Annotated in this window: 21 protein-coding genes and 1 pseudogene; 11 read left to right on the top strand and 11 right to left on the bottom strand. The window is 56.1% G+C overall.

What is annotated here, in order from left to right:
* The first annotated feature begins 241 nt into the window (after positions 1–241).
* Both QPL98_RS05735 and QPL98_RS05730 read left to right on the top strand, forming a co-directional pair.
* The gene (locus QPL98_RS05735; protein ID WP_165794768.1) at positions 242–2,080 is read left to right on the top strand and encodes an alkyl/aryl-sulfatase; all 1,839 of its coding nucleotides are present in this window, start codon (positions 242–244) and stop codon (positions 2,078–2,080) included.
* Between the two features lie 17 nt (positions 2,081–2,097).
* Positions 2,098–3,492, top strand: coding sequence for a hypothetical protein (locus tag QPL98_RS05730; RefSeq protein WP_072678512.1), 1,395 nt, complete (start codon positions 2,098–2,100; stop codon positions 3,490–3,492).
* Positions 3,493–3,551: 59 nt separating this feature from the next.
* On the opposite strand, the pseudogene QPL98_RS05725 reads toward QPL98_RS05730, so the two are convergent.
* Both QPL98_RS05725 and QPL98_RS05720 read right to left on the bottom strand, forming a co-directional pair.
* Positions 3,552–4,179 (bottom strand): annotated as a pseudogene (locus QPL98_RS05725) (transposase).
* 178 nt (positions 4,180–4,357) lie between these two features.
* Positions 4,358–4,531: a hypothetical protein gene (locus QPL98_RS05720; protein WP_023011188.1), complete on the bottom strand. Its 174-nt coding sequence runs from the start codon at positions 4,529–4,531 to the stop codon at positions 4,358–4,360.
* A 301-nt stretch (positions 4,532–4,832) separates the two neighbouring features.
* Between QPL98_RS05720 and QPL98_RS05715 the strand changes: the two genes are divergently transcribed.
* Positions 4,833–5,729: a hypothetical protein gene (locus QPL98_RS05715; RefSeq protein WP_303292883.1), complete on the top strand. Its 897-nt coding sequence runs from the start codon at positions 4,833–4,835 to the stop codon at positions 5,727–5,729.
* A gap of 181 nt (positions 5,730–5,910) precedes the next feature.
* Here the strand turns inward: QPL98_RS05715 and QPL98_RS05710 are convergent, their stop codons facing one another.
* Complete coding sequence (locus QPL98_RS05710) at positions 5,911–6,498, bottom strand: sterol desaturase family protein (RefSeq protein WP_114434123.1); 588 nt, start codon at positions 6,496–6,498, stop codon at positions 5,911–5,913.
* A gap of 321 nt (positions 6,499–6,819) precedes the next feature.
* On the opposite strand from QPL98_RS05710, the gene QPL98_RS05705 reads away from it, so the two are divergent.
* On the top strand, positions 6,820–8,376 hold the full coding sequence (locus tag QPL98_RS05705; RefSeq protein ID WP_303292882.1) for a BCCT family transporter: 1,557 nt from the start codon (positions 6,820–6,822) through the stop codon (positions 8,374–8,376).
* Here the strand turns inward: QPL98_RS05705 and arfB are convergent.
* A complete protein-coding gene (arfB, locus tag QPL98_RS05700) occupies positions 8,373–8,786 on the bottom strand; it encodes an alternative ribosome rescue aminoacyl-tRNA hydrolase ArfB (RefSeq protein ID WP_114434125.1) in 414 nt (137 codons plus the stop codon). The genes QPL98_RS05705 and arfB overlap by 4 nt on opposite strands.
* Positions 8,787–8,883: 97 nt before the next feature.
* Between arfB and QPL98_RS05695 the strand changes: the two genes are divergently transcribed.
* From QPL98_RS05695 to QPL98_RS05685, 3 genes are all read left to right on the top strand, one after another.
* Positions 8,884–9,561 carry an NAD(P)H-binding protein gene (locus tag QPL98_RS05695; protein ID WP_303292881.1) on the top strand — a complete coding sequence of 226 codons (678 nt, stop codon included), beginning with the start codon at positions 8,884–8,886 and terminating at the stop codon, positions 9,559–9,561.
* Positions 9,562–9,624: 63 nt separating this feature from the next.
* Positions 9,625–10,479 (top strand): hypothetical protein, encoded by an 855-nt coding sequence (locus QPL98_RS05690; protein WP_303292880.1) that lies wholly within the window; start codon positions 9,625–9,627, stop codon positions 10,477–10,479.
* A gap of 221 nt (positions 10,480–10,700) precedes the next feature.
* Positions 10,701–12,842: a methyl-accepting chemotaxis protein gene (locus tag QPL98_RS05685; protein WP_303292879.1), complete on the top strand. Its 2,142-nt coding sequence runs from the start codon at positions 10,701–10,703 to the stop codon at positions 12,840–12,842.
* Between the two features lie 58 nt (positions 12,843–12,900).
* Here the strand turns inward: QPL98_RS05685 and QPL98_RS05680 are convergent, their stop codons facing one another.
* Both QPL98_RS05680 and QPL98_RS05675 read right to left on the bottom strand, forming a co-directional pair.
* The gene (locus tag QPL98_RS05680) at positions 12,901–13,644 is read right to left on the bottom strand and encodes an ABC transporter substrate-binding protein (RefSeq protein ID WP_022991511.1); all 744 of its coding nucleotides are present in this window, start codon (positions 13,642–13,644) and stop codon (positions 12,901–12,903) included.
* Positions 13,645–13,784: 140 nt separating this feature from the next.
* Positions 13,785–14,723, bottom strand: coding sequence for a sensor domain-containing diguanylate cyclase (locus QPL98_RS05675; protein ID WP_014422268.1), 939 nt, complete (start codon positions 14,721–14,723; stop codon positions 13,785–13,787).
* A 131-nt stretch (positions 14,724–14,854) separates the two neighbouring features.
* Here QPL98_RS05675 and QPL98_RS05670 point away from each other — a divergent pair, with 131 nt between their 5' ends.
* A complete protein-coding gene (locus tag QPL98_RS05670) occupies positions 14,855–17,434 on the top strand; it encodes a DUF2339 domain-containing protein (protein WP_303292878.1) in 2,580 nt (859 codons plus the stop codon).
* Between the two features lie 96 nt (positions 17,435–17,530).
* On the top strand, positions 17,531–18,229 hold the full coding sequence (locus QPL98_RS05665; protein ID WP_303292877.1) for a crotonase/enoyl-CoA hydratase family protein: 699 nt from the start codon (positions 17,531–17,533) through the stop codon (positions 18,227–18,229).
* Positions 18,230–18,267: 38 nt separating this feature from the next.
* Here the strand turns inward: QPL98_RS05665 and QPL98_RS05660 are convergent, their stop codons facing one another.
* A complete protein-coding gene (locus QPL98_RS05660) occupies positions 18,268–20,133 on the bottom strand; it encodes an alkaline phosphatase D family protein (protein ID WP_303292876.1) in 1,866 nt (621 codons plus the stop codon).
* A 203-nt stretch (positions 20,134–20,336) separates the two neighbouring features.
* Here QPL98_RS05660 and QPL98_RS05655 point away from each other — a divergent pair, with 203 nt between their 5' ends.
* Together QPL98_RS05655 and yeiP are read left to right on the top strand one after the other, a co-directional pair.
* Positions 20,337–20,834 carry an acyl-CoA thioesterase gene (locus tag QPL98_RS05655; RefSeq protein WP_022991506.1) on the top strand — a complete coding sequence of 166 codons (498 nt, stop codon included), beginning with the start codon at positions 20,337–20,339 and terminating at the stop codon, positions 20,832–20,834.
* 73 nt (positions 20,835–20,907) lie between these two features.
* A complete protein-coding gene (yeiP, locus tag QPL98_RS05650) occupies positions 20,908–21,474 on the top strand; it encodes an elongation factor P-like protein YeiP (RefSeq protein WP_011786351.1) in 567 nt (188 codons plus the stop codon).
* Between the two features lie 15 nt (positions 21,475–21,489).
* Here yeiP and QPL98_RS05645 read toward each other — a convergent pair whose 3' ends face one another.
* From QPL98_RS05645 to QPL98_RS05630, 4 genes are all read right to left on the bottom strand, one after another.
* Positions 21,490–22,182: a pseudouridine synthase gene (locus tag QPL98_RS05645; RefSeq protein ID WP_014422264.1), complete on the bottom strand. Its 693-nt coding sequence runs from the start codon at positions 22,180–22,182 to the stop codon at positions 21,490–21,492.
* A gap of 58 nt (positions 22,183–22,240) precedes the next feature.
* A complete protein-coding gene (locus tag QPL98_RS05640) occupies positions 22,241–24,154 on the bottom strand; it encodes a hypothetical protein (protein ID WP_023011180.1) in 1,914 nt (637 codons plus the stop codon).
* A 135-nt stretch (positions 24,155–24,289) separates the two neighbouring features.
* Entirely contained in the window at positions 24,290–25,051 is a 762-nt protein-coding gene (locus tag QPL98_RS05635) for a spermidine synthase (protein ID WP_303292875.1), read from the bottom strand.
* A complete protein-coding gene (locus tag QPL98_RS05630) occupies positions 25,051–25,764 on the bottom strand; it encodes a lytic transglycosylase domain-containing protein (protein ID WP_303292874.1) in 714 nt (237 codons plus the stop codon). Before QPL98_RS05630 ends, QPL98_RS05635 begins: the two co-directional genes overlap by 1 nt.
* Positions 25,765–25,814: the final 50 nt, after the last annotated feature.

The raw sequence follows: 25,814 nt of genomic DNA, 5'->3' as shown, positions 1-25,814 counted from the left end.
GCGCCCTTATATCATTTTCAGTTTGTCATAGAACGATAACACGACCAACGTGACCGGAGCGCATTGAATCATGGAAAAGGTATCGGCTCGAAGCGGATTGTCCGCATTATTTGTCGGTTTATTCGCAGCAACACTTGGAGCCTGCAGTGGTGAGACAGGCAGGGAGCTCAGCGAGCACTCCCAAGGCTTCACTGCGGCCTCCACTTACACAGCCTCGAGCAATCAAAAGGCAATAGAAAGCTTGCCCCAACGCGACACCACCGACCATGAAGCCGCAAATCGTGGCTTCATCGGTACCTTCGAAGGTGAGAAAGCCATCATCAGGAATAAGCAGGGCGACCTAATCTGGGACCTCAACGAGTACACCTTCATTGACGGCGCATCACCGGACAGCACGCACCCTGGTCTCTGGCGCCAAGCCGGCCTGAATAATCTTCACGGTCTTTTTGAGGTTACCGACCGCATTTTCCAGGTCCGCGGGTTCGATCTGGCCAATATGACCATCATCCAGGGCGACACCGGACTGATCATCGTCGACCCTCTGACCTCAGAGGAAACCGCTGAGGCCGCACTCGCGCTGGTTCGGGAACACCTCGGCGATGTACCAGTGGTTGCCGTGATTTTCACTCACAGCCACATCGATCACTTCGCCGGTGCCTGGGGTGTTATCAACCGCGACGATTACGATGCCGGCAAGGTTCGCGTGATTGCCCCGATTGGCTTCATGGACGAGGCAACCAGTGAAAATATCATTGCTGGAACGGCCATGGCGCGGCGAGCTTCGTTTATGTATGGCCGCCGACTGGCGAAGGGTCCCCATGGCCATGTGGGCTCGGGGTTGGGGAAGTCACCTGCTTACGGCACCTTTGGCATTGCCACACCCACCGAAATTATCGACACCACCGGGCAGCGCCTGAACATCGACGGGCTGGATTTTGTTTTCCAGAATGCGCCCGGCTCTGAGGCACCGGCAGAGCTGACCTTCGGAATACCCGAACTGGCCGCATACTGCGGTGCCGAAATCGCAACCCGGACTATGCACAATCTGTACACGCTGCGTGGAACGAAAGTCCGGGATGCGCTCAAGTGGAGTGCCTACATCGACGAGATCATCGATCTTTCCGCCGACAGCGACGTCTACTTTGCCAGTCATCACTGGCCTGTGTGGGGGCGCACCGAAATCGTTGACTACCTGGAGCTGCACCGCGACACCTACAAGTTTATCCATGACCAGACGGTAAGGCTGCTCAATAACGGATTCACCTCCAGGGAGATCGCCGAACGGTTGCAACTGCCGCCAGAACTGGCTCAGACATTCTCCAACCGAGGCTACTACGGTACGCTGAAACACAACAGCAAGGCGGTCTATCAGTATTACATGGGCTGGTACGACGCCAACCCCGCGAACCTGGATCCGCTGCCGCCAGAGAAGGCCGCCAGCCGGTATGTCGCTCTTGCCGGTGGCGCTGATGCCCTGCTGGAAAAAGCGCGTGCCGCGTTTGACGAGGGTAGCTATCGCTGGACCGCAGAAATTCTGAACCATCTGGTCTTCGATGAGCCAGACAACGAATCGGCCAAAACCTTACTCGCCGAAACCTACGATCAGATGGGGTATCAGGCCGAATCGGGACCCTGGCGAGACGTCTATCTCAGCGGTGCCTACGAATTGCGCCATGGCGCACCCGAAGAACCACTGATGGATATGTCCACCCTACTCGGGATTCTTCAGCAAACACCGGTCGAAAAGTTCTTTCAGACTATGTCGGTGCGCCTGAATGCGGAGGATGCCGAAGGCGTGGAGCGACGCATTGCCATTGTGTTTACCGACCTCAATGAATCCTATCTGCTGACGGTTAAGAATTCCGTCCTGCATGTCCACAAAGATGCCAGCCTCGACCACGCCGAATCAACGCTGAGAGTCACTCGGGAGCTGTTCACCCGTCTGCTGATTGGAGAAGTCGGCGTGACCGAAATGCTGACATCCGACGCCCTGGAACTGGAAGGCAGCACGATTCAACTGGTGCGGTTCCTGTCGCTGTTCGAGACACCGAACAGTGAATTCAACATCGTAGTACCCTAAAGCAAAAGGACCATGAAATGACCATGAAAACAATGAAAAACAGGTTTCCCGCCAGGAGTCTGCTTCTGGTTGCGGGTACAGCAGCCCTGATGATGGGTTGCAACGGCTCTAGCAGTTCTGACACGACCATGGTGTCTGATACCACGGCGTTTTCAGCACCGCCCAGTGATTGTCTGTGGGTTGGGCCTTACGTCAAAGAGAACGAGGGTTTCAACTTCGCCTACCCGGATAGCGGCGCCATCTATTGGTCTGCCGCCTATACGCTTCCGGAGGACGGTGCCTACATCACCCTGGAAGCAGATTTCCCTTACTCCCGATACATGTCCTTCAACAGCTACCGGGCCAACACAACACCGGCGCAATCGTTGACAGACAAAAACATCATTGCCGAAGCCGGCTCTATCAATCCTTTTATTGATGGCGCGGTTCGCACCGATCCGTCCCGCCGTTATCTGGTCACGGTCAAACCCGGTGACCCAAACGACCCGGCAAACCCGTCTGAAGACAACACGTTGTATGACGCAACCAGCGCGGCGGGCGAGGAAGCGGTACTGATTTACCGCAACTACGTGCCCAACATCGGTGCCGATTGGACCGGCGATGTGGGGCTGCCAAGAGTGACGCTACACCTGGCCGACGGTAGCACTCTTCAGGGCGAAGAAGCCTGTGCTGCCATGTCTGCCGGCACTGACCCGCTTGGCATTCCATTTGTGCCAGCGGACACTTATGAAACCTTGCGCGCCAATTTCGAGCCGGCCCGTGAAACCCCGGCGTTCAGGGCCAGCTATGGAACGGCGTTTTTGTTTCAATGCGACTTTCAGGGCAACTGTAAAAACAACCCCCCACGGAACACCGCCTTTTACGCCAACGCAGATAACCAGTACCTTTACTCGTTCCTGAACCAAGATTTCGGGGACGTGGTCGTTATCAGGGGGAAAATTCCTGAAATCCCAGAAACGCTGAACGATCAGGAATTTTTCAACGAAAACGACCTGCGCTACTGGTCACTTTGCCAGAACGAATACTACTCCCAGGCGGTGAAAGAATGCCTGTATGACGAGCAAATCTTCATCAACCCTGACGGTTTTTACACCATCGTGACCAGCGAGCCCGAGAATCGCCCCGAAAATGCCGATTCTGACTGCGGGGTTGGCTATCTGCCCTGGCCCAACAAAGGCGACGGTTTCAGCATTGTTGACGGAAAAACCGACGACCCTGATTCCGCGTTTCTGATTGTGCGCAATATGCTGCCAGCTGATGATTTTAACCAGGCAATCCAGAACACTATGACCGCTGGCGATGAAGCGTCAGTATTGGGTGACTTTATGCCAAAAGCGACCTACATGAGCAAGGCTGAGTTTGAAGACTTGGGCTGTGCGCCCTATACGTCATTGGCCTACGACCAACTGTAGACATGAAACCCTGGCCACATCAAAAATGTGGTCAGGGTGGTTTGTAGTGGTCAAGTGTTTTAGGCCACCGTCTTTTGAGTTTTCCAATAGGCCTGTTCTGCCTCATTTGGCGGCAATCCGCCGTTGTATTTATGAGGCCGCAGTGCGCTGCAATAACCGATCATATAGTCCGTGACCGATTGCTTCGCCGTGGCAAAGCATGGACATCCGATTTCCGGCCCCCATTCTGCTTTCAGACTCCAGAAGATTCGGGATATCCAACTGTGGCTGATCCGCCTTCTTGTAAGCGTGCCCTAGCGGCTGCGAGCGCCAGCAGATCCGTTGCTGACAGCATGCGCCTCGACAACCTCGTCCAGCAGCGCTTTCTCAGCCTCGCAAGGCTCTCTGTCTCGGTCACGCCAGGCCCGGTAGCTGCTGCGGTACACCTCAAACACCCGACGCAGGCGCTGCACCGCATAGCTCTCTTCAAGTCGCTCGATTATCGAGAATTGCTCAGGGAGTCCGAGCTTCACCTTTTTGTGGTGCCTTGCCTGATCGCTCGGCTCGAAGCCTGCGCACCCAATACTCCATGATTGATTTACCAACCCCCATGGCATCGCAGGCCGCTTTCATTGTGTAGCCCTGGTCAATCACCAGCTGGGCCGCTTCCAGACGGAATTCCGGACTGAAATTTATTTTCTTTGGCATCCAATCCACCTGACTTGCTCTACGAGTGATCATACACTTAAAATCAGGTGGCCAGATTCACTATGCCACTACTCTTATAGTCAATTCGGTCGTTTCTGAATGTTCGCTTTTGTTTAGGTTCGGACAATTTATGATTGCACTACCAAAAAAGACGATGAAATAGACGGTTCAACGGTTGTTAGACAAAGGTGCGTAACTTCACTCCGAGAGGGTTGCATTCCGCGAGGTCCGGGTTCGCTTTAATGCGGGTCCCCATGATGTAGTCGAACCAGGGACGGGTGACGCACCAGTTGGCGTCCTGATTGGTGTTCATATGGTGATTGTAGTGCCAGGGAATGGCCTTCTTTCCCACTCGGGTTCCTCATAGACTTCGTCGCGGTCATCCTTGGTGCGCACGATCTTGTGATGCTGCCAGTGGCTTTTCATGGACTTTGCCAGCCTTTCTTGGGGCATTGTTGGCTTTGATTGGAAACTATGTGCTGTTTCGGTCTGCGGGACGGTAATCCAGCTTTGTGGTTCAATGGACAATGTCCTACAAGGAAGCAGGACAATATTGGGCATTGCTAAACGGCAGGTTTTGTTAACGTCCGCCCCCTTGGACGGGCCATCTACATGGTCGACATTCCTGGAAAACACATTAAGGACTTCCTGCTGTGAGCACCCCAACTGATACTTCTTACGACACCCCTGTTATCCCGAGAAAAGTTCCGGCCGGCCCACCACTGAACTGGATTTCGGCGGCGGTGCGACTGCTGCGCAGTAACTGGGGCGTGATTCTGCCCGCCTATCTGCTGGTGTTTCTTGTTCCGGCGCTGATTCAATATGGTGCGATGGAGATGATTTCCGGTGGCAGTGTCTTTGGCACCGTGGTGCTGGTGATTGTCAGCATTTTCGTAACGCTGCTACTCAACGCCGGTATGGTGGCTCTGTTCCACAGCGCAGCCGAGGGGACTCCCCGGTTTACCCAGGTGTTTTCCGGCTTCAGCGGGCACACGATCATTCATACTTTCCTGATGGTAGTGATGATGATTGTCGTCGGCATTGTACTGTCCGTTATTGGCTACGTGATCGCAAGTATTGCCGATTTTTCGTTTTCATCTGTTAGCCGCTATGGCATGGGTGGTTTCATGGATGATGGCTTCGGGCCCTCAGCAGGTATTGCTGCGATTCTGATCATGTTCATTGCAGTGCTTGGCGCGCTGGTTTTGTTCGGTGCGTTGTTCTTCTATGCAATCCCGTTGATTGTGGTTGCCAGACAGGGGGCTTTAGAGGCTGTTCGTAACAGCCTGCGCGCGTGCTTCAAGAACTTGTTTGTACTGCTTTTCTTTGCTGTAAACGCGATGGTTGTTACTCAACTGGTACTGTTCCCCACGTTCGCAATTGGTGCTTCAACCGCATCGGTTGTTGGCATGACGGTGATTACAATTATCGTGTCATTTGTCTGGGGTGCGGTTCTCGCGGGCGCGTATTATCTTTCGTTCCGGGATATTCTTTTGGGCAAAGGTGATACCGAATCAGGCAACGCTATCGAAGCCACTGTTCCCGCCTGAAGCGACCAAAAAACAAGCTATTGGTGGGTGTGCCAACACCCACCCAACCTGGCGAAGCGCCCATCTGTTCAGATTGATCATTTTACCTGCGCTTTCCGCCAGGGCCTGCCACTGCACGCTTTGCACTGCCTATCCTGTCGTTGCCAACAACGTTATCCACAGATTCTGTGGGCAAAACCAATCAGCCCTGTTGGTTCATCCGTAGCTGTGGAAAACACTTGTTCAAAAACCGGTTCATGGGGTTCTCGATGATCGAGGGCAGGTTGATACCCAAAGGGTTGGACTCGGCAAGCTCCGGATTTGCTTTGATACGGGTCCCCATAATGTAGTCGAACCAGGGACGGGTGACGCACCAGTTGGCGTCCTGATTGGTGTTCATATGGTGATCGTAATGCCAGGGAATGGCCTTCTTTCCCCACTCGGGTTCCAGGTGAGAGCGCCGGTGCACATAGAAGTACCGGCCGGCCGCGTAGTAGGTGCCCAGTGTAAAAAACGGGGCTACCGGTAGCGCCAGAGAGGTAACCGCAGTGAGCGCAAGCAGGGAGGCGACTTCGTTCCGGGTGCGCCAGTTGGACAACCCTTCTTCATAGCCTTCGTCGCGGTAATCCGTGGTGCGCACGATCTTGTGATGCTGCCAGTGGCTTTTCATGGACTTCGGTACCGGGCTGTATCTGGGTTTTCCCGGCCGTGGGGTCCCGTGGAGGATGTATTTATGGGCATACCATTCAACGCCGTTGGCAAAAATCAGGGCGACCGGAAAGCCAATCATGAATCACCTCTTTCAGAGAGTGGCTGAGTTTTCATCGTGCCATAGCCGCCTTGAATTTCTGTGCTCATTTGCGTCAGCTTGTCAGGCCCCGTTGGCGGAATCGGACAACCTGATCAAATTGCCTCCAACATCGGGTGCCCCAGGGATGACGAGGGTCGGGCGAACCTATCCTGAGACTTCGCACAGAGTTATCCACAGATTCTGTGGGCAAACCGCTGAGTGATCCGCAGCCGTGCAGGTTCGTAATTCCCCGTAGTTGGGTGCAATCGCTTGAGAGTTCCGGTAGTGTCGCGCCCTTTTTGCCGCAAGGACCCATTCCCAATGACCGCCGAGACTATCCCTAAACCCAAGGCAGGCGAGAGCGTCTGGAGCGACAGTGACCCCGTTGTGCTGGTTCTGACCATTGGCTTTATTCTGCTGTTTGTTGGTGCTTCTGTTGTCGATGCCGATTACGTGGCTGACCTGATTGGTCACGGTTTTTCGTGGACCGCAAAATATCTTGGTTCTTTTTTCCAGCTGCTCCTGCTGCTCACGTTTTTTGTGGCGGTTGCCACGGGCGTAAGCGGGGCCGGTCGGGCCAGGATTGGAGGGCTGGATGAGCCGGAGATTGGCCGGTTCCGCTGGTTATCGATGATCATGTGTACGTTGCTGGCCGGTGGCGGAGTCTTCTTCGCAGCCGGTGAGCCGATCTATCATTTTGTGGTCACCCCGCCGGCGTTTGATACCGAAGCCGCATCCCCTGCCGCCGTTGCACCTGCGCTAGCCCAGTCATTTATGCATTGGGGGTTTCTCGCCTGGGCTGTGCTTGGTTCATTAACGGCCATCGTGCTCTCTCGCGCGCATTACTCCCAAGGGCAGCCGCTGCAGCCACGTACGCTGCTTTATCCCGTTTTAGGTGAGCGCGTCGTCCGCGGGCGCCTGGGCGGAGTCGTGGATGCTGCCTGCGTGATCGCCGTGGTTGCCGGCACCGTGGGCCCGATCGGCTTTCTGGCGACACAGATGAGCTTTGGCTTGCATGAGCTTTTTGGTGTCTCCGATGATTATGGCACCCAGCTCATGGTTCTGACCGTGCTGGCCGGGGTATACATGACATCCGCAATGACCGGACTGCATCGGGGTATCCAGCTGCTCAGTCGTTTCAACGTCATCCTGGCGCTGGTCATCGCCGGCGTTATATTTGTGTTTGGCCCAACGCTATTCCTTACGGATGTCTACGTGCAATCCATGGGGCAGTATCTGGGCTCGTTTTTCTCCATGGCCACGATGACAGCACAAACGGCGCCCGATTGGTGGATGAAGTGGTGGACGGTGTTTTTCTTTGCCTGGTTTATTGGCTATACCCCCTTGATGGCAGTGTTTGTATCGAGAATCTCACGGGGTAGAACCGTCCGTGAAACCATCATGGCGGTCGCCATACTGGCACCCATCGCTACGACCATCTGGTTCACGTTGCTGGGTGGATCCGGCATCTATCATCAGCTGTCTGGCACGTTTGATTTGACCGACGCCCTCAACAGCTTTCAGTTTGATGTCGCCACATTGACGGTTGCTCAGGCACTGCCGGGGGGCACCTGGATGGCGGCTGCCATCCTGTTGTTGACCACTATCTTTGTGGCGACAACCGGAGATTCGATGAGCTACTCCATTGCGATGGTGGGGGCCGGCCATGACGAGCCGCAACCCTGGATTCGCGTTTTCTGGGGTGGCGCCATGGCACTGATGGCCGCGATTCTTCTCTATATGGGGGCCGGTCAGATTGGGGTGTTGCAACAGTTCATTGTCATCACAGCCATTCCGGTGTCGTTGATTATTCTCCCTTCTTTGTGGACCGGTCCCCGGGCCGCATCAGCCCTGGCGAAAGAGCAGGGGCTGACTTAGCCTTTTACTTTTCCCCTCAGGGATTTGATCTCCCCACGGCGGGTTTTGTTATCCACACGCCGCCGTTGGGAGGATTTTGTCGGTCGTGTTGGCCGGCGGGCTTTTTGCGGTTTTACTGCCTCCTGAATAAGAGTCTTGAGTCGGTTCAGCGCGTCCTCTTTGTTCTGCTCAAACGTGCGGAAAGACTGCCCCTTGATCACAATCACGCCGTCTTTACTGATGCGCTGGTCGGACAATGCCATCAAACGTTCTTTGTAAAACGGCGGCAGGGTGGAATGCAGGATGTCGAACCGGAGGTGAACGGCAGAGGCAACCTTATTCACATTCTGGCCGCCGGCCCCCTGGGATCGTATCTGCGTAATCTGGATTTCCCAGTCTGCCAGTTCGACGGCATTGGATAATTTCAGCATAGTGGCACGTGTTGAGAGCTCGGATTCGGGTGTTTACGAGTATCATCCTACGCAATCCGGCAACCAATCAGAAGCGATGAACACAGGGAGACACCGAATGAAGGTGATGGTTTTAGGCGCTACCGGCCTGACCGGAGGCATGGTGGTGGAGAAGCTCCTCGAGCAGCCGGAGATATCGACTGTGATCGCTCCGGTTCGCCGGCCGATGGTCGTGGAAAATTCGAAACTGGAGCAGCGCTTCATGGATTTTGATGCGATGGAGGCTCAGCCTGACGCTTTCCAGGTGGATGTCCTGATCTGTTGTCTTGGAACAACCCTGAAAAAGGCAGGCTCCAGAGAAGCCTTTCGCAAGGTCGATCATGACTATGCATTGAAGGCAGCTCAGATGGCCCGTAACGCAGGTGCACGGGCATTGATTCTGATGTCGGCCATCGGAGCATCTTCGCAATCCCCGGTTTTCTACAATCGAGTCAAAGGAGAGCTTGAGGAAAATGTCCGGGCGCTGAAATTTCCTTATCTTGCGATCTACCACCCGAGCCTGTTGCTGGGGCAGCGCAAGGAGGCTCGAACGGCCGAGGCTCTTGGTGTGGCCGTCATGCCGGTTGCGAATCGGGCGTTGATCGGGCCACTGAGAAAATATCGGGCGATTGACGCGGAAGCCGTAGCGTCGGCCATGGTCAACGAGCTTGAGACCATTAGCGGAATCACTTCGGGCGGTGCAGTGGTGAGAGTGTGGGAGTACGACGATATCTTAACGATGGGCAATCGTCGCTAATGCTGTCCTTCACCTGATGTAAAATCCGGGTCACTGTTCCCGAGCGATCGATGAGGTTGATCAATGAAATATGTACTTTTTCCTTTTCTGGTGTTTTTCGTACTCATGGCGACAGGGTGCAGTCGCCCGGAATCGCCCCAGGAAGTATCGGAAGCGTTTTGGCAAGCTGTACTTGAAGAGGATGCTGAAGCGGCCGCAGATTATTCAACCCTGGTCGATGAAGCGGCGTTCGATGGTTTTGAACAGCAATGGCAGAACGTGAGTGTTGAGTGGGGGCGTGTGGTCATTGACGACAATCTGGCCCGGGTAACCACCACCCTGAGTGGTCTGGAGGGCCAGAACGAAGCCACGGAGTCCTTAACCTATCTGGTACGTAAAGGTGACGACTGGCTGGTGGATTATTATCGCACCGGCGATGCCCTGAAACAGGGCCCGGTTTGGGGAAGTCTTGTTGGGCAGTTGGAAAAACTGGGTGAAGATCTCAAGAGTCGCTGGGCAAATCAATCTGATGAGATGGCGGTAGAGCTTGAGAGGCTGGGGCGGGAGTTGCAGCAACAGGCCCAGAGTATGAATGAAGATATGTCGGCGTTGGCTGAAGAGTACGGTGACCAGCTGAGCCAGCATCTGGAAGAGCTGTCTGAATCCCTGCGGGAAGCCCTTGAATCTACCCCATCTGCAACGCCGCAGGACAGACGTACCTTGAACGAAACGGTAATCAGGCTTGAAGACCAGCGGGAGCAGTTGTCTGAAGTCAACTTGAAAACGCTTGCGGAGAGCACTGCGACCGCCGCCGAAGCCCAGCTGCAATTGAGCGAATTGAGCGAGGAGTTTGCGGCCTACAAGGCGGAATGGCGGCAACGTGTTGTCGACATGCAAGCAGAAATGGCTGAGTTTCTGGAGAATCTGAAGACCCGCTGAGCCCAGGGGCGCCTCGCCCTTCTTTAGTGCATTTTTTTGATGGCGCACCTCGATGGTGCGCCTCTCTCATCGTTTGAATCCGGCAGTTGCTACTTCCCTTCAGGTTTTGACCGGTCCGCCGGTTCAGGCCCGCTCTTTGCTTAGCTTCCTTCTGAAAGCAGGTATGTTTGCACCACATCGTTGTCGTGCAGGCATGCAGTACCGATTGAGGAAGGCGCGCTATGACTTTACGCAGTGATTCCATGAACCTTTCATCCGATGAGCGGGGCTGGTTGCCCTGGTTTGGGGCCACAGGTAAATTGCGGATGGGATGGTCCTGTTTTTTGAACCGCCAGCAATATGCAACGAATGAAGAGATATTCGAGAGCATCGCGAAAACCCGTCGCGAAGCGCTGATTAACTGGGCAAATGGCAAGTGGGCCTTCCTTGAGGGGCTTGCGGCACGACTTGAGGGTAGCGAACACGATAGCATTTCAGAGGTACTGGATTCGGCCGTTACGCGCCTCCGGGAAATTTCCGAGCTTTTCGTTGTGAAAGAAGATGGCTCTGTTGTCGCCTCGACGGTGACCGGCAGAAACGGAGCCGCAGGCCTCATGCCCGCGGCCGTGCAACGAGGGGTGAGAGAGCGGTTTCTCCACGGGCCCTACAGTGACCCGGTCACCTTGCAGCTTGGTGCCACAACTTCCAGATTTCATGACGATGTCACGCTGATGTTCTACCAGCCGGTCGCTCTTGCTGGCAATCAGGCAGCGGCAGTCTGTGCCCGGGTTCCGAACGATGTCATGAGTGACCTGATTCAGCGCGAGGCCGGGCACATTTTTGAAGAGTCTGGCGACAACTACATTTTCATGATCGACAGTCAGTTTGATCCATCGATCAGACCGGGAGTTGCCCTGTCGCGCTCGCGGTTTGAAGACGCTACCTTCAGTCACGGCGACAACCTCAAAGACGGAATCCGTACGGGCTTCGGTACAGTACGGATTCGGGAACACACCGAATTCGAAATACGTTTTACCGACCCGGCTACGGGGCAGTTGCACCCGGGGGTACGGGAAACCATGGCCCGCGGTGAAAACCTCTACGTTAAGTACCCCGGCTATTCCGACTATCGCCACATACCGGTGATTGGCAAAGGCGTGACCTTCCAGTTACCCGGGTCTCCTGATCGTTGGGGCATGATGTGTGAAGGCGACCTGGAGGAGGTGTATCGGAAACGTTCGGTCAGCTATCGACTGACAGCGCGGCTCGGGGTCCTTATGGCGCTTATCTGGGCAGCCAACGTAGCGGTTTCGGCAAGCGGTGCTCCCCTGTGGCTGGAAGCCTCCGTGAACGCGATGGTTGCGCTCCTGGGTCTTGTCATCTTCCGGGCAAGTTCCGCCAAGCCATTGGCAGATAGCCTGTCATCACTCGCGGATGTCATACGAAACATTGCCGAAGGAGGCGGGAATCTGCGCCAGCGTCTCGATGTTGGCAAGACCAAGCGGGATGAGAGCGGGGATCTCGCGCGCTGGATGAACAGCTTTCTGGATACCCTCGACGGCATGGTGGGGCAGGTCATCAGTCTTGCGGGTGAATCCCGCTCCGCCAGTGAACACCTTGTGGGTCAGAACCGCCAGGCGGATGAAAAGATTCAGCAGGTGGTACACGACATAGAGCAGATGCTGAAGGGCGCAGATCTGCAGCAGAACGAAATCGAAAATGCCTCGACCACCGCACAGGAAATGCGGGTAAGCATGGAAGATGTGGTGGCTCGCGCTAAAGATCAGTTTGCCCGTGTCAGCCGTGAAACCGAGAGCATTCGCGACGTTATCGTGCGTTCGGCCGAGGGTATCCGCGCCGCGAGTGAACGCACGGATGAGATCGGCAAGGCGGCTGAAATGATCAACGACATTGCTGCCCAGACCAATCTGCTAGCGCTCAATGCGGCCATAGAAGCGGCTCGGGCCGGTGAGGCAGGGCGGGGATTTGCAGTCGTCGCCGATGAGGTACGGCAACTGGCCAGTCGGACAGCCCAGGCCACGACGGAAATTGATGAGCGTCTGTATCGGGTGCGGGAAGAAACTCAGCGCGCCGTAACCACGATGGAAGACGGCATGGCAGAAATGGAGACCCGTCTGGCTCAGGCCCGGGCAGCGTCGGATGACAATGCCGAGCTGCATCACATGGTCGACAAGCTCTTCCGGGCGATCTCGGGCATTGCGGAAACCAACGCGGTCCAGAGTGCCCAGACCAGTGGCGTTGCTGACAGCGTAAGCTTCATGACGACGGTGATCGCGGGGTTGACGGCCAGTTCTGAGATGACGCACGTGTCGGCAAACAAGCTGAAAAACCTGACCGGTCAGTTTCAGGTGAGCAATGCGTAAGCTGCTGGCCCCGCGTTAGCCTGAGAGCTGGCGGGGCCGGCAAAAAGCCACTTGGCGATCAGAGCCCGTAAGAACGCGAAATGGTGTCTATCTCACCGCTTTCCTGCATGGCCTGGTAAGCCGTATTCAGGGCTTTGATCAGGTCGGGATCAGAGTCCTTGTTAATGGCCAGATACATCGGGGTTTCGCGGAAAACAAGAACTGCCTCAAGGCCGGTCACGTCGGAGGCATCGGCGGCCAGGTAGGGGCCTGCCAGGCCATCGGCCACCCATAGATCGATCTGATCCTGTTCCAGCCGCTTGGCATTCAGTCCATTGTTGGTGATGGCGGAAACATCGAATCCTTTGTCTTCCAGGTATCCCGTCATCACATCGCCCTTGTAGCCACCGATACGGTAGTCACGGGCATCCTCAATATCGTCCAGTTTGATGCTGGAGCCGGGCTTGGCGAACAGGGTCCACTTGATGCTGGAGAGTGGTCCCACCCATTCAAAGAAGGGTTCCCGCTCGTCTGTCTTGGACACGCAGTAGATACCATGGTCTTCGTGCCGTTGAGCGCGGTTCATGCCATAGCTGAGGTCTCGCAGCTTGATGCTGTAGTCGACCTTGGCATTCTCTAGAACAGCTTTGAGCACATCGGTGCAGAGGCCGGTGATTTCGGATTCTGAATGGGCAAAGGGCTGACCATTGGTGGTCATGTTATAAGGAGGATACTGTTCGGTGTAAACGCGCAATTGCTCGGAAGCAGTGGCACAGCCGGCCAGAACCAGCATGGCGGCGAGAAGTCCGAGTTTCCCTTTCATGAGAATGCTCCGTTTTCGGTTGAGAATTTGGGAGCTCACTATGATATTCAACCGGTGTTCAATGAGGCAGCTCGGATTCCTCTGCTTTACATTTGTGTCTTTCAGTGGTTGCGGTTAGTTAATGTTGTGTCCTGAGTGATTCAGGCCGCAACAATACGGTTTCTCCCTGCGTCTTTTGCTTCGTAGAGCCGTCCATCCACAGTGGCCAGAAATTCGGTTAGTGAATCATTCTGCGACGGAATAATGGTACCGATACCCATGCTCAAGGTTACCAGCTGGCTCGCCGAATTATCTGCATGGGGAATCTGTTCACGAAGCAGCTCACTGATGCATCGCTCCGCCACTCTCACGGCGGCATCGGCATCGCTTTCCGGCAGAACAATGACGAACTCTTCGCCACCGAATCGTCCCACAAAGTCTTTGGGGCGTTTAATGGCTTTTGCTAGCACGGAGCTAACCCGTCGCAGGCATTCGTCGCCCTGAATGTGGCCATATAAATCGTTGTATTGTTTGAAATGGTCGATATCGAGAAGAATCAGTGATAACGGCTGACGGTTGCGCTGTGCGCTGAGCCAGGTGTCTTCAATAACGGTGTCGAACATCCGTCGATTGGACAAACCGGTCAGGCCATCCTTGAATGAGTACTCTTCGAGTTTCTTCTGAAGGGCTATCAGCTTCTCCTCGGTTTTCTTGCGTTCGCTGATGTCGAACATGAAGCCGATCAGGGCTTCTACTTCGCCACTGTCATCGCGAACAACATGCACGACGTCACGTATCCAGACATAGTGACCGTCCCGATGCAGAGCGCGGTAGTCTGCTTCATGATCGACGCCGCACTCCGATTGTTTGACGCAGAAATTGACGACCCACTCCTGATCCTCCGGATGCATACGGGTGGCCCAGTCTTCGACACTTTTCCAGCTATCCTGGGGCCAGCCCAGCAATGCATCTATCTGCGGGCCGATGTATTCGAACGCCATGGTCTGCCAGTTGATTTTCCATGGAATCGCCTTTGTGGATTCCAGCAGAGCCTTGTAGACAGAGCTGTCCGGCGTCATTTCGATGGATTGTTCTGGCATGTCTGGTTCCCCCGGAGATGTGCGCGGGCTACGGTCTGATATGTCGAGTATGTCATGACTTTGCGGCTAGAATACTGCTTTTATGTCACTGACAGTGATCTTTCGCAACTGACAAGACAAGGAAACGTCCATTGGAAGCATTACTCTTTCTCGTTATCGGAGCTGGCGTGCTGCTGGTGCCTGTGGGCTCACTTCTGGGCTTTCTGGCGTTCCGGCAAAGAGACCGTCACGCCTCCCGGGTCGAGGATCTGGCTCGGGAAGTCGCCGACCTCCGGGCAGAGGTTTCCAGGCTTCGCGATACCGGGGGTTCTCTGCTGGATCCGGTGACGCCGGCCACCCCGGATGTGCCGGCGGATGTCGGGTACGTGCGGGAGCCAGCAAGTTCGGTGGCAGAAACGACAGACGCAGAGACATCTCGGGAGCCGGTCGCGGAAGACTCAGCAATTGCCGTTCCCGTGAATCGGTCGGATGCTCTGGTATCCCGTGGCGTGGCGGCATTCAAAGCCAACTGGATGGTCTGGATTGGCGCGCTGAGTGTCAGTCTTGCCGGGATCTTTATGGTGAGCCATTCGATTTCCGCCGGACTTATCGGACCAGTGCATCAGTTGCTGATGGCGTTGTTGACCGGGTTGGGGCTGCATGCAGGCGCGGAATATCTTCGTCGGCGTCACATGGGTTCGTATCAGGTCTTTGCAGCACTGGCCGGCGGTGGCAGTGTCACACTCTATGCAGCCTTGTTGGCGGGCGTTCATCATTATGGATTGATCGGGCCCGTACCGGCGCTTTTCGCGCTGGCACTGGTTTCCGTCGTGACCATGTTTCTGGCGCTTGTGCATGGCCCATTACTGGCCATTATGGGGCTATCGGGTGCCTATCTGGTGCCGCTGCTGGTCGGGGGCGAAGGCGGAAGTGCCGTCTTTGTGCTGAGTTACAGCGTTGTGATCACCGTCAGCTCCCTGCTGTTGATGCAGTATGTCTACCGTCCCTGGCTTTGGTTTGGCACCCTGGCCGGCGCCGGACTCTGGTGGCTTCTGGTTGCCGTTAGTGGACGCCACGGCCTGGCGGTGTCCTGTTATCTTCCCGTGCTTTTCCTGTTGTTTTCGGTCTTGCCCGGAGATGGCCTGCTTCCCCTGCAGCGTCGAAGAGACGCCTTGCTGGCAACACTGTTGGCCTGGGGAGCGTCTATTGCCTGGCAATCGACGGATGATCCCGCTTTTCTGGCGTGGCTATGGATGCTACCGGTCGCCGTATTGTTGCCCCAAAGCCGACAGCGACTGTGGTTTTTGCCCTGGGCCGCGGTGTTGGCCACGTTTGCCGGCTGGCTTGTCTATTCTGCCGATCTGAGTCAGGACGTTCTGTTCAGGCCGTTGGGACAGAGTTTCCAGCAGCCCTTCATCACCTATCTGATTCTTGCCTCTGTGCTGGTGGTATTGAGCGTCCTCTGGCAGTGGCGGACGCAGCTGGAGCTGAGGCGGTGGGCGTCGCTGGCGATGCTGGCGCCCGTTATCTGGCTGTTACTGGGGTGGTTGCTTGTTCAGGGCGGGCAGGCTGCAGGCAACTGGGCGTTGGTCGCGCTCCTGGCGGCGGCGGTCTATGGTGTCGTTGCCTGGCGCTTGGAGCACTCGCAAGGTTATCGCGTTGGCCTGGTCTGGGCGATACTGGCTGCCCACGCGTGCTATTCCATGGCGGTTGCCATGTGGTTGCAGGAAGCGTCAATGACATTGGCGCTGGCCACTCAGTTCGTCAGCCTGGTCTGGCTTGGACGCCGATACCAGGCGCCCGAGCTGTTCCTGATTCTCAAGGTTTTACTGGCCATTGTGGTGGCGAGACTGACCTTCAATCCATGGTTGCAGAGCTACGATGCGGGTGGGCATTGGTCCCTTTGGACCTACGGAGGGGCCACGCTGTTTGCTGGCGCTGCTACCTGGCTGGCCAGAAAGGAGGCCATTCGGCCCTGGCTGGAAGCTGTCACCTTGCATCTGCTGGTTCTGTTCCTGGGCGTGGAGCTTCGTTACTGGCTATACAATGGTGATATTTTTGCGCGGCAATATGGCGTAACCGAGGCGTCAATCAATACCGTGCTCTGGGGCGCTTTGAGCATCGTCTACGTTTTCCGGTCCAGGGTCGCGGGAACGCTGGGGTGGCTTTACCGGTTGCTGGCGAGGGCACTGACGGTGATCGCTGTTCTGAGTTATCTCGTTGTTGCCGTGGTGCACAACCCCTGGTGGACCGACGGCACTATTGGCAGTACTCCGGTATTCAATCTGCTGTTGCTGGCGTATGGCGCGCCGGTCCTTCTGGCTCTGGCCAGCGCTCGATACTCCGATCTTGTGCCCGTTCGCTGGTCTCTTTGTACGGCTGCAGTGGCTTTCGGGGTGTTCACTTTGCTCGAAATCCGGCATCTGTGGCAGGGCAGTGCGATGACTCTGTCCAGTGGAATGGGGGAGGGCGAGCTCTATACCTACTCGGTGATTGGTATGCTCTACTCGATTGCCGCGATCCTTTGGTCCACACGTAACCAGAGCGAACTGCTGCACAAGGCAGGAATGATTCTGCTTGGTCTGGTCATCGGCAAGATCTTTCTGGTGGATATGGCCGGGCTGCAGGGACTGTGGCGGGTTGCTGCCTTTATGGGGCTGGGGCTGGCGCTGCTTGGCCTGGCGTGGATGTACCGGCGAACTTCCGGCTCCGGGAAGGCGTCAGAATCCTGAGACCGTTGATCGGGATTTTGGCGTTGCCCATGACCGGTGTTCGCTATACAGTTAACAAACACTCACTTAATTCTGGCAGTAGATGAGGAAATTCAGGTGACAGAACTCGTAACTTACGAACTGAACGACGGCATTGCCACCATTACCGTGAACAATGGCAAGGCTAATGCTCTGAGCCATGAGGTATTTGACGCGCTGAATGCCGCGCTGGACCAGGCAGAGCAGGATAAGGCCATTGTCATTCTCACGGGCCAGCCGGGGATGTTTTCCGGCGGCTATGATCTCAAGGAAATACAGAAAGGCCCGAAAGAGGCCATGGCGCTGGTTAAGGTGGGCTCTACGTTTACCCGTCGTCTGGCTGCATTTCCGCTGCCGGTTATTGCCGCCTGCAGTGGCCACGCCATCGCCAAGGGCGCGTTCGTTCTGCTTTCAGTGGATTATCGAATCGGGGTAGAGGGTGGCTTCAAGCTGGGCCTGAATGAAGTGGCCATTGGTATGACCATGCACCATGCGGGCATTGAGATTGCGCGCCATCGTATGCCGGCTCCTTACTTCTACCGCTCGGTGGTAAACGCTGAGATCTTTAACCCGGAAACGGCTATCGCGGCCGGCTTCCTGGATGAAATTGTGGCGCCGGAACAGTTGGCGGAGCGCGCCACAGAGGTGGCAACGCAAATGAAGCAACTGAACATGCGCGCCCATAAGCAAACCAAGCTCAAAACCAAGGCCGCTTATCTGGAGAAGCTGGACTGGTGCATTGAGCAGGATGCAGCCCACTTCGACGTACTGGGCTGATCCCTGCCGGGGCCACCTGTCTGGTGGCTCCTGTCGCTTCAGTTGGTTTCCCGGTAGTTCACCAGATCGTAACGCTTCTGGTAACTGCCGTTTTCTCCCGCACACAGCAATCCCGCCTGGACCGGGCAGCCCTGATCGTCAAGCATCAAGGTGCCGATATTGCGGTCACTGGTCAGGAAGAAGTCGCTGTCTTCCGGCAGCAGGTAACTTTCCTGGTTTTTGCCCAGTAACTCGCCGATCCTGTTGATGGCCCTCAAGCCGATATTCTCACCCATGGGTACGTTGTTGCAGGCGCTGCTGCAGATCTGCCAGAGAACGGGCCCCAGGCTGGTTTGACGCCTTCGGGCAAAGGCGTAGTGTACGTCGCCAGAGAAAACCACCACATGCTCAACACCGGGTAACTGACAGCAGGATGATTTCAGAGCCTCGAGCGATGCCGTGTCCGCATTCCAGGGTTCCCGATCCAGAGTGCGTTTGAACATGGGAAAATTCAGCTGCAGGTATTCGATATGACTGAACCCGTAGGTGGGGGTCGGTGAGACCACAATCAGAGTGCGACACTGATGAAACCCGGAGAGTCGCTGGCCCAGTTGCTGGATCTGCTGATCAGACATCAGGCCAAGGGAGTGTTTGCCTCGCTTGCTGAATTCCCGGTGGGTGCGGGTATCCAGCACCGCCACCGGCGGTGTCTGCTCCAGTTCGTAGCCCCAGTACCGCTCAAGCAACCAGTCCCATTCTTTGTGGTCGGCTGGCGTATCCTGTTCGAGAAGCGTTTTGAGTTTTGCCACTTCGGACTTCACCAGAGAGGGCTGATTGCCCCAGTGCTGGCAGAGGAAGTAAGTCTGCAGAGCGTTGATCAGCACGTACCGGCCAATGGGCGTGGTGCTCAGTTGCCGGGCGTTCTGTTTCGAGATGTTCCAGTCGTCGGTTACTTCATGGTCATCAAAGATCATGTAGGTCACCGTGTTGGCGAGCAGTTGGCGGACCTCCGAACGGGCCAGATGTGCAAAGCCAGACAGATTACGGTGGTCTTCTGCGTGTTGTCGCTCCGTGTAGACATATTGCACCGGCGGGTTCCGGCCATCCCGGGTATTGGCGGGCTGTTTGGCAAGCCGTGGCTTGAGTTCGTCGTGGCCCGCGAAGTCGAGGCCAAACTGGTGTCCGGCGCCTGAGAAGGCAAACAGGTACATGCTCAGATATTCGGCACGGGTCAGCAGGTGAGAGCTTTTGGCGCTGGAGCTGAATCCGTAGGGGCTTCGGGTTACCCAGTGCCGGTCATCCAGTTTCGACAGCCGGTGCAGGTCTTTGCCCGCCGGCAGGTTTTTCAGATCGTCGGCCAGTCCAAGGTGTTTCTGCAGCTTGCCCAGATAATCCAGCAGCAAGGGTGACACATCGTCGGCGTAGATCTGGTCGCCGGTCAGAAACAGCTGGCTTGGCCGGCTCTCCTCGCGCAGATTCTCCGCCAGCAAACGGGCGCCCCGGGCGAGTTGGTCCGGCTTTTTGTCTTGCCCCGGGGAGTGAGGACGCCGGCAGGAGGCCTGAATGAAATGCCGATGCTCCCGGGGCAGGTAAACACTGGGCAGCTTGTCCGTGCCAGGGCAAAGTGTCGCCAGCAGCTGGCTGTCTCCAAAGGGCTCGCCATCCAGTACTATTTCGTAGAAGAGCTCATTGGTTTGGTGATAAGGCTCGGCGTTGTCGAGGGGAAGGTCCGTCGACAGCATGCAGATATAGCAGTTATCGCCTGCTGGTATGAACTCGGCGTCGCAGTCTCTGGTAACTGGTGATGCTCTGGCATCATCCAGATAGGTATTCAGTTGAATGCTCTCGGGACGCTGGTCTAATACCAGCCATAGGTTGAGCATGGTGCGATTGGAGTGGCGTACGATAGGGCCGCAGACGATCATTGGAAACTCCTTTCCGGTATGTGAATCCTTTCGGGGGTAATGCCCGCTTTGTTGTTGTCATTAAAACGTGCAGTATATCTGATCAAATTAACCGCAGGGATCGCAAACGCAGTGTTTATGCTGCCTGTGATCGCATGTCCTTGCCTTGCTAACAAAGTTATCCACAGAAAGTGTGGGTAAACACACACAGGAATGACCGTTTCATGACCGATAAACCTGCAAAAGCTGTTTCTGCTTCAGCTATTGAAAAGCATGTGTATAAAGTGTTTCCGAACGATATGAACTCCCACAATACGGTGTTCGGGGGCATGATCATGGCGAAGTGTGACCGCTTGGCACTGGTGGTCGCGGAGCGGCACTCGGCCCATGTCTGTGTGACGGCGGCGGTGGATTCCATTCATTTTCGCGCTCCCGCCAAAGGCAATGACACCTTGTTGTTCAATCTGTCACTGAACCGTAGTTGGGGCTCCTCGATGGAGATCGGTGCGAAGGTGGAGGCCGAGAACAGCTATACCGGCGAGACTCGCCATATTTTGTCCGCCTTCTTTACCTTTGTGGCACTCGATGAACAGGGCAAGCCGGTGGATGTGCCCCAGGTAATCCCGGAAACCGAGGACCAGAAGCGCCGTTATGCCAAGGCACAGATACGCCGTGAAGGGCGTTTGCGCACCCGGGATGAATTGTCAAAGGCGAGTGGCTGAGGGCTATCGCATATTACCGCCAGTCGTGGTATACCAGCGCCCGTGATGACTAACTATTCTGGAACCGGATGTCATGCCTAAAGCAAGTGAAATCAAAAAGAATCAGGCGGTTGAATACGAAGGCCGCGTCTATTTCGTGAAGGATATCGAGCGCTCCGTGCCCCAGGGCCGTGCCGGAGGCAGCCTTTACCGGATGCGCATGTACGATGTGGTCACCAACCAGAAACTGGATGAGACCTTCAAGGACTCGGACATGCTCAATCTGGCGGATCTGGTGCGCCGGGAAGCGACCTTCTCCTACGCTGATGGTGATGAGTATGTGTTCATGGATACAGAAGACTTTACTCAGTACATGCTCAACCGCAGTGCCATTGAGGATGAGTTGCTGTTCATTACGGAGGACACCCAGGGGGTAATGGTGATTCTGGTCAGCGAAAACCCGGTGGCCATTGACCTGCCGCCGACGGTGGAACTGACCATTGAAGAAACCGATCCGTCCATCAAGGGTGGCTCGGCAACCGCCAGAACCAAACCCGCCCGCCTGACCACAGGCCTGGTGGTACAGGTTCCTGAGCACATTTCCACGGGTGACCGAATTCGCGTGAACGTGGAAGAGCGCAAATTCCTCAGCCGCGCCTGATGATATGGCAAGAGGTCAGCCGATTGAGCTGACCTCTTGTGCGCTGAGATGGCGGTAGCTGCCTGGCTCTAGCCCATCCACAGTCAGCCCGCCCATGCTTTCCCTGTGCAATGAGGTCACCCGGTTGCCCACGGCGTGAAACATGCGTTTCACCTGATGATAGCGGCCTTCGTAGATCGTCAGCCGTACTTCCCGCTCTCCCAATGGCTCCAGCGACGCGGGCGAGGTTCTGAGTTGTTCGTACTCGAACCAGATGCCTTCCCTGAACCGATCCTCTGTCTCCGGTGAGATGGCGTAAGCCGTGGTTACCCGGTATACCTTGGGGATTTTGACCGCCGGTTCGGTCAGCCGTCGGCTCCAGACTCCGTCACTGCTGAGAATCAATAGCCCGGTGCTTGCCCTGTCCAGTCGCCCTGCGATGTGCACATGTGGCCGAAGCGATGGGTCAATCAGTTCCATAACGGTGGGGTGCTGGTCATCGCGGGTGGCGCTCAGATAGCCCGATGGTTTGTTCAGCATCAGGTAATACGCAGGGGCCGCGCTCTGGATGATTCGCTGGTCAACGCACACTTCACGAAACCGCTGGATGTCCAGGTCCGGGTCATGGCAGCGCTCGCCATCAACCTGAACACGGCCGGCGGCGAGCAGGGTCTTGGCCTGTCGGCGGCTAATACCGTTCTGATTGGTGAGTATCCGTAAGAGTTTCATGTTGTGCCCGACAAAAAAGGAGCTCCGAAGAGCTCCTGGTGTGCTGTCTGATTTGCCATCAGTTATCGGCTGTGTCGCCCTCCCAGCGGGCAATCTTCTCACGGTCCTGATCGGACACCACGTCTGATTCCAGTGATGCCCGCTGCTCTGGTGCAACCAGGCCCTGGGCAGCCATATCCCCGGTTCTGCGCGCTTCCTGCTCCTGGCGGATATAGTCGAGCCGCTGTTCGCGGTCGGCCTGCTTTTCGTTCTTTATTTCGTCGTTGCGGCGACGGAACTGGTCTTCCAGGTCGCCAACCACGCTGTTGATGAATCCATCGCATGGCGACAGGGACAGCAGATACCTCGGCTGCTCCAGGTTTTGCTGGCCAGAGACTGCAAACGTTGAGCTGACCGCTTCAGTTGCCAGAGCGAAGTAGGTGGCGTCGAAACTGAATACATCCTGTTCACTGGACGCACTGTGACGGTCGGCGCCGCGGTAATGAGTTGCCCGCATCACCGTGCCTTCACAGTGCATATCGAACAGGTTGGACTTAAAGAAGATCTCGGCCCAGAACAGATGGCAGATTCTGGACAGTGTCCGGCCGAAGCCGAGCAATAGCAAGCTGGCAAGCAGGATGGCGGCCGTGGCGCCCGCGGGGACGAACAGCAGGTTCAATGCCTGGTCGACATCGAGCCGGGTAGCGCGAAGCTGATCCAGAGCGTAAACATGGTCCATCACGCGATCGGCACCCAGCCAGAGCAGCAGGGCACCCGCCAACAGGAGTATCTGGCCAGCGATGGTTCCGCTTGCCCGGGCCCAGCGCAGGGATTTTGGCTCTTCGCGGTCTTCGACAACAGGCTGTATTTCGACCAGAAGGTCGCCGTTGAACTGCTCATTCTCCCGGTTGGCATCACCGGTGTCGTTGCTGTCCAGATATACCCGGTTCGGCAGCTCCTGCTGACGTTTTTGCATCAACACCAGGTCGCGCAGCGTCGTGAAGATCTGGCGTGGGTGCAGATCGAATCGCCAGCTATTGTTGAGTTCAGAGCTGCTGGTTGCGATGGGCACCATGCCAATGCGTGCTTTGATCAAAACCACCGCAATGGCCGCTGTCGTCAGAGCACAGACGATAGTCAGGGTCAGCAGGGACCCGGTACGGAAAACCGGTTCAAGCAGGGGCATCAGGCCGGCCAAATCCTGGCGGGCACTGACGTGCAGACTGTCCCAGAAGCCAAGCCAGCCCTGGGCAGTCAGGATGGGCACTGCGATGGCACCAATGATCACCAGCGCCAGTCCCTTGCTGGTGGTCTGGCTCAGGCTGGTCATGTTACTGCGGGACAGCGGGTTGCCGAGTTTGACCCACAACAGCCCCAGGTACACCAGCAATGACGCTTGCAGGATCAGTGAGATAACCGTGCTGCCAACATCCGCACCTTCGGTGCCTGAGAACACCATGGTGACCACCAGGCTGGCCACCAGAAAGGCGGCGATGGCCACGAAACTCTTGGTCAGTTTCATGGCCAGATTCTGAGCGACGTTGCGAATTGGCCAGGGCGTGACAATCAGGTTGGGAAAGACCGAGTGAACCGCCCGGGCGAACCAGCCGGTGGGCTCGATAAAGGTCGGGTTGCTCTTGCTCATGAGCATGTTGTGGAGCATTTTAGAGTTATACAGGGTCGGCTCGCGTTCGTTCACGGCTTCACGGGCAACGTTTTTGGCCAGTGAGGCCGGCGCGGCGCGGCCCACGAAGAAACGCATGACCTGGAACAGGCCTCCGCCCAGCGCCTTCAACCCGCCCATTACAAACAGGCCGCCGATCAACAGGTTAACCCAGGCCCTGGGTTTGTCGGTACCAAGCAGGGGTTGAATCTGAAACAGGAGATAGACGCCAATCGCCAGCAGAATTGCACCACGAATGGACCGGACCAGCCCTTCGAACCGGAATGGATTCCGGATGTTGAGTTTTTGAGCTCCGTACTCAAATGCCATGCTTTGTTCCTTTACATGAGTAAGAGAGGGTGTAGAGAGGCGCAGAGTTTAGCCTGAAAACTATGAACAATTACCGGCAATTACATAAAAAAATGTAAAACGGAGTAAGATTTTTCGTGGTCGGCAGGGCGGATTTTATAAGACCCGGATTTTTTTCATCAGCGCGGGCCATCCAACCGGCAGTTGTTCTTCCAATGCCTTGAGGACTGAGTCGGGTATCTGCCAGGGATCAAACACCCGCTTGCAGCCATAGATAACCCAGTTGTTGGTTTTGCTTTTGAAGGTGAGCAGACACGGGAACTGGCGTTTCAGCTCGCGCAGCAGGTTACCGTCCGGCTCCGGCATGCGGTGATAGTTCAGAACGAGCCAGCCGTCAGGTTTGAGTGCCCGGGCACAGGCCTTGATGAACCGGCGTTGCGCTTGAAGGGGCGACATCCGGTCTGCGCTGTACAGATCCGTGACAATCATGGCGGTGCTGGCCCCCGGAAGCGTTTCCAGTGTATGCCAGGCATCGGCGACGGTGACATGAAGGCGCTCATGTTGCGGGAACGAGAACCAGTCCCGTGCGGTCTCGAACACCTTTTGACGCAACTCCACCACATGAACCTGACTGTCGGGTAACAGGCGGTGTATGCCGTGGGCGACGACGCCTGCACCCAAACCAAGCACAGTGATGTGGTCGGGCCTGGCGAAGGCAATGGGCAGCAGCATGGCACGGCTGTATTCGTGGACGGGAACATGGGGTGCCCGACGCAGAATTTTGCTTTGCTCAAACACGGAATCAAAACTGAGAATCCGGTGTTTGCGATCATCAATCACCAGAATATTGCCGTAGCGGTCGTTGGCGACATGCACGATATCGCCCTTGATCTCGGGCCGTTTGATGATGGTGCCCATCAGTTGGCGGCGTAGCGCTGGTGCAGGATACCTACACGTTCCACGTAGGCTTTGGTTTCCGCGTAAGGCGGAATGCCCCTGTAGCGGCCAACGGCGCCGGGGCCGGCGTTATAGGCGGCGGTCGCCAGGCGAGTGTCACCATTAAAGCGTTTGAGCATTTTGGCCAGGTAGTCGACACCGCCGCGGATGTTTTCGCTGGCCTCCAGTGGGTCTTTTACGCCCAGTTCCTGTGCCGTCCCCGGCATCAGCTGCATCAGTCCCTGGGCACCGACCGGTGAAATGGCCTTGGGGTTGAAGGCAGACTCGGCATGTATAACGGCTCGCACCAGGGCCGGGTCAACATTGAATTCAGCTGCCGCGGTCTGGATTTCACTGCGATAGGGGCTCAGGAACAATGGCGTTTTGTGCCAGTCGACGCTGGATTCCGGGTCACAGGCGTAGCAGTGGAAGCGGATAACATCGAAGTCGGCGTTGCCCGGGCGCTGGCTGCTGTAGGCCACGACACCGTGTTCGTCGGTGTAACGATACACGGTTTCACTCTTGGTGGAGGCTCGTGGCTGGCTTTTGCTTTTCACATTGGTGAATTCCACTCGTCCGTCCGGATGCACGATGCGTTTGATGCTGTCGGCATGGGCCGTAGCTGCCGCGAGAAGGAGTCCGGTGACTAGGGCAATGGTGACTCTGGTTGTCAAGGATGTACCGCTGAAACTCATCAAGAACCCGAAGCTTTGTTTCTGAATGACACACTACGTCTATTATCGCG

The sequence above is a fragment of the Marinobacter sp. ST-43 genome, assembly GCF_030541085.1.
Taxonomy (GTDB): Bacteria; Pseudomonadota; Gammaproteobacteria; order Pseudomonadales; family Oleiphilaceae; genus Marinobacter; species Marinobacter nauticus.
The sequence above is the reverse complement of the archived record's forward strand: the minus strand, read 5'-3'. Positions and strand labels throughout refer to the sequence as shown.

Coding starts and splice junctions, on each gene's coding strand:
- QPL98_RS05660 (WP_303292876.1), bottom strand. CDS start 20,133: ATGATCGTCTGCGGCCCTATCGTACGCCACTCCAATCGCACCATGCTC.
- yeiP (WP_011786351.1), top strand. CDS start 20,908: ATGCCTAAAGCAAGTGAAATCAAAAAGAATCAGGCGGTTGAATACGAA.
- QPL98_RS05685 (WP_303292879.1), top strand. CDS start 10,701: ATGACTTTACGCAGTGATTCCATGAACCTTTCATCCGATGAGCGGGGC.
- QPL98_RS05730 (WP_072678512.1), top strand. CDS start 2,098: ATGACCATGAAAACAATGAAAAACAGGTTTCCCGCCAGGAGTCTGCTT.
- QPL98_RS05705 (WP_303292882.1), top strand. CDS start 6,820: ATGACCGCCGAGACTATCCCTAAACCCAAGGCAGGCGAGAGCGTCTGG.
- QPL98_RS05630 (WP_303292874.1), bottom strand. CDS start 25,764: ATGAGTTTCAGCGGTACATCCTTGACAACCAGAGTCACCATTGCCCTA.
- QPL98_RS05710 (WP_114434123.1), bottom strand. CDS start 6,498: ATGATTGGCTTTCCGGTCGCCCTGATTTTTGCCAACGGCGTTGAATGG.
- arfB (WP_114434125.1), bottom strand. CDS start 8,786: ATGCTGAAATTATCCAATGCCGTCGAACTGGCAGACTGGGAAATCCAG.
- QPL98_RS05680 (WP_022991511.1), bottom strand. CDS start 13,644: ATGAAAGGGAAACTCGGACTTCTCGCCGCCATGCTGGTTCTGGCCGGC.
- QPL98_RS05640 (WP_023011180.1), bottom strand. CDS start 24,154: ATGGCATTTGAGTACGGAGCTCAAAAACTCAACATCCGGAATCCATTC.
- QPL98_RS05655 (WP_022991506.1), top strand. CDS start 20,337: ATGACCGATAAACCTGCAAAAGCTGTTTCTGCTTCAGCTATTGAAAAG.
- QPL98_RS05695 (WP_303292881.1), top strand. CDS start 8,884: ATGAAGGTGATGGTTTTAGGCGCTACCGGCCTGACCGGAGGCATGGTG.
- QPL98_RS05635 (WP_303292875.1), bottom strand. CDS start 25,051: ATGGGCACCATCATCAAACGGCCCGAGATCAAGGGCGATATCGTGCAT.
- QPL98_RS05675 (WP_014422268.1), bottom strand. CDS start 14,723: ATGCCAGAACAATCCATCGAAATGACGCCGGACAGCTCTGTCTACAAG.
- QPL98_RS05690 (WP_303292880.1), top strand. CDS start 9,625: ATGAAATATGTACTTTTTCCTTTTCTGGTGTTTTTCGTACTCATGGCG.
- QPL98_RS05645 (WP_014422264.1), bottom strand. CDS start 22,182: ATGAAACTCTTACGGATACTCACCAATCAGAACGGTATTAGCCGCCGA.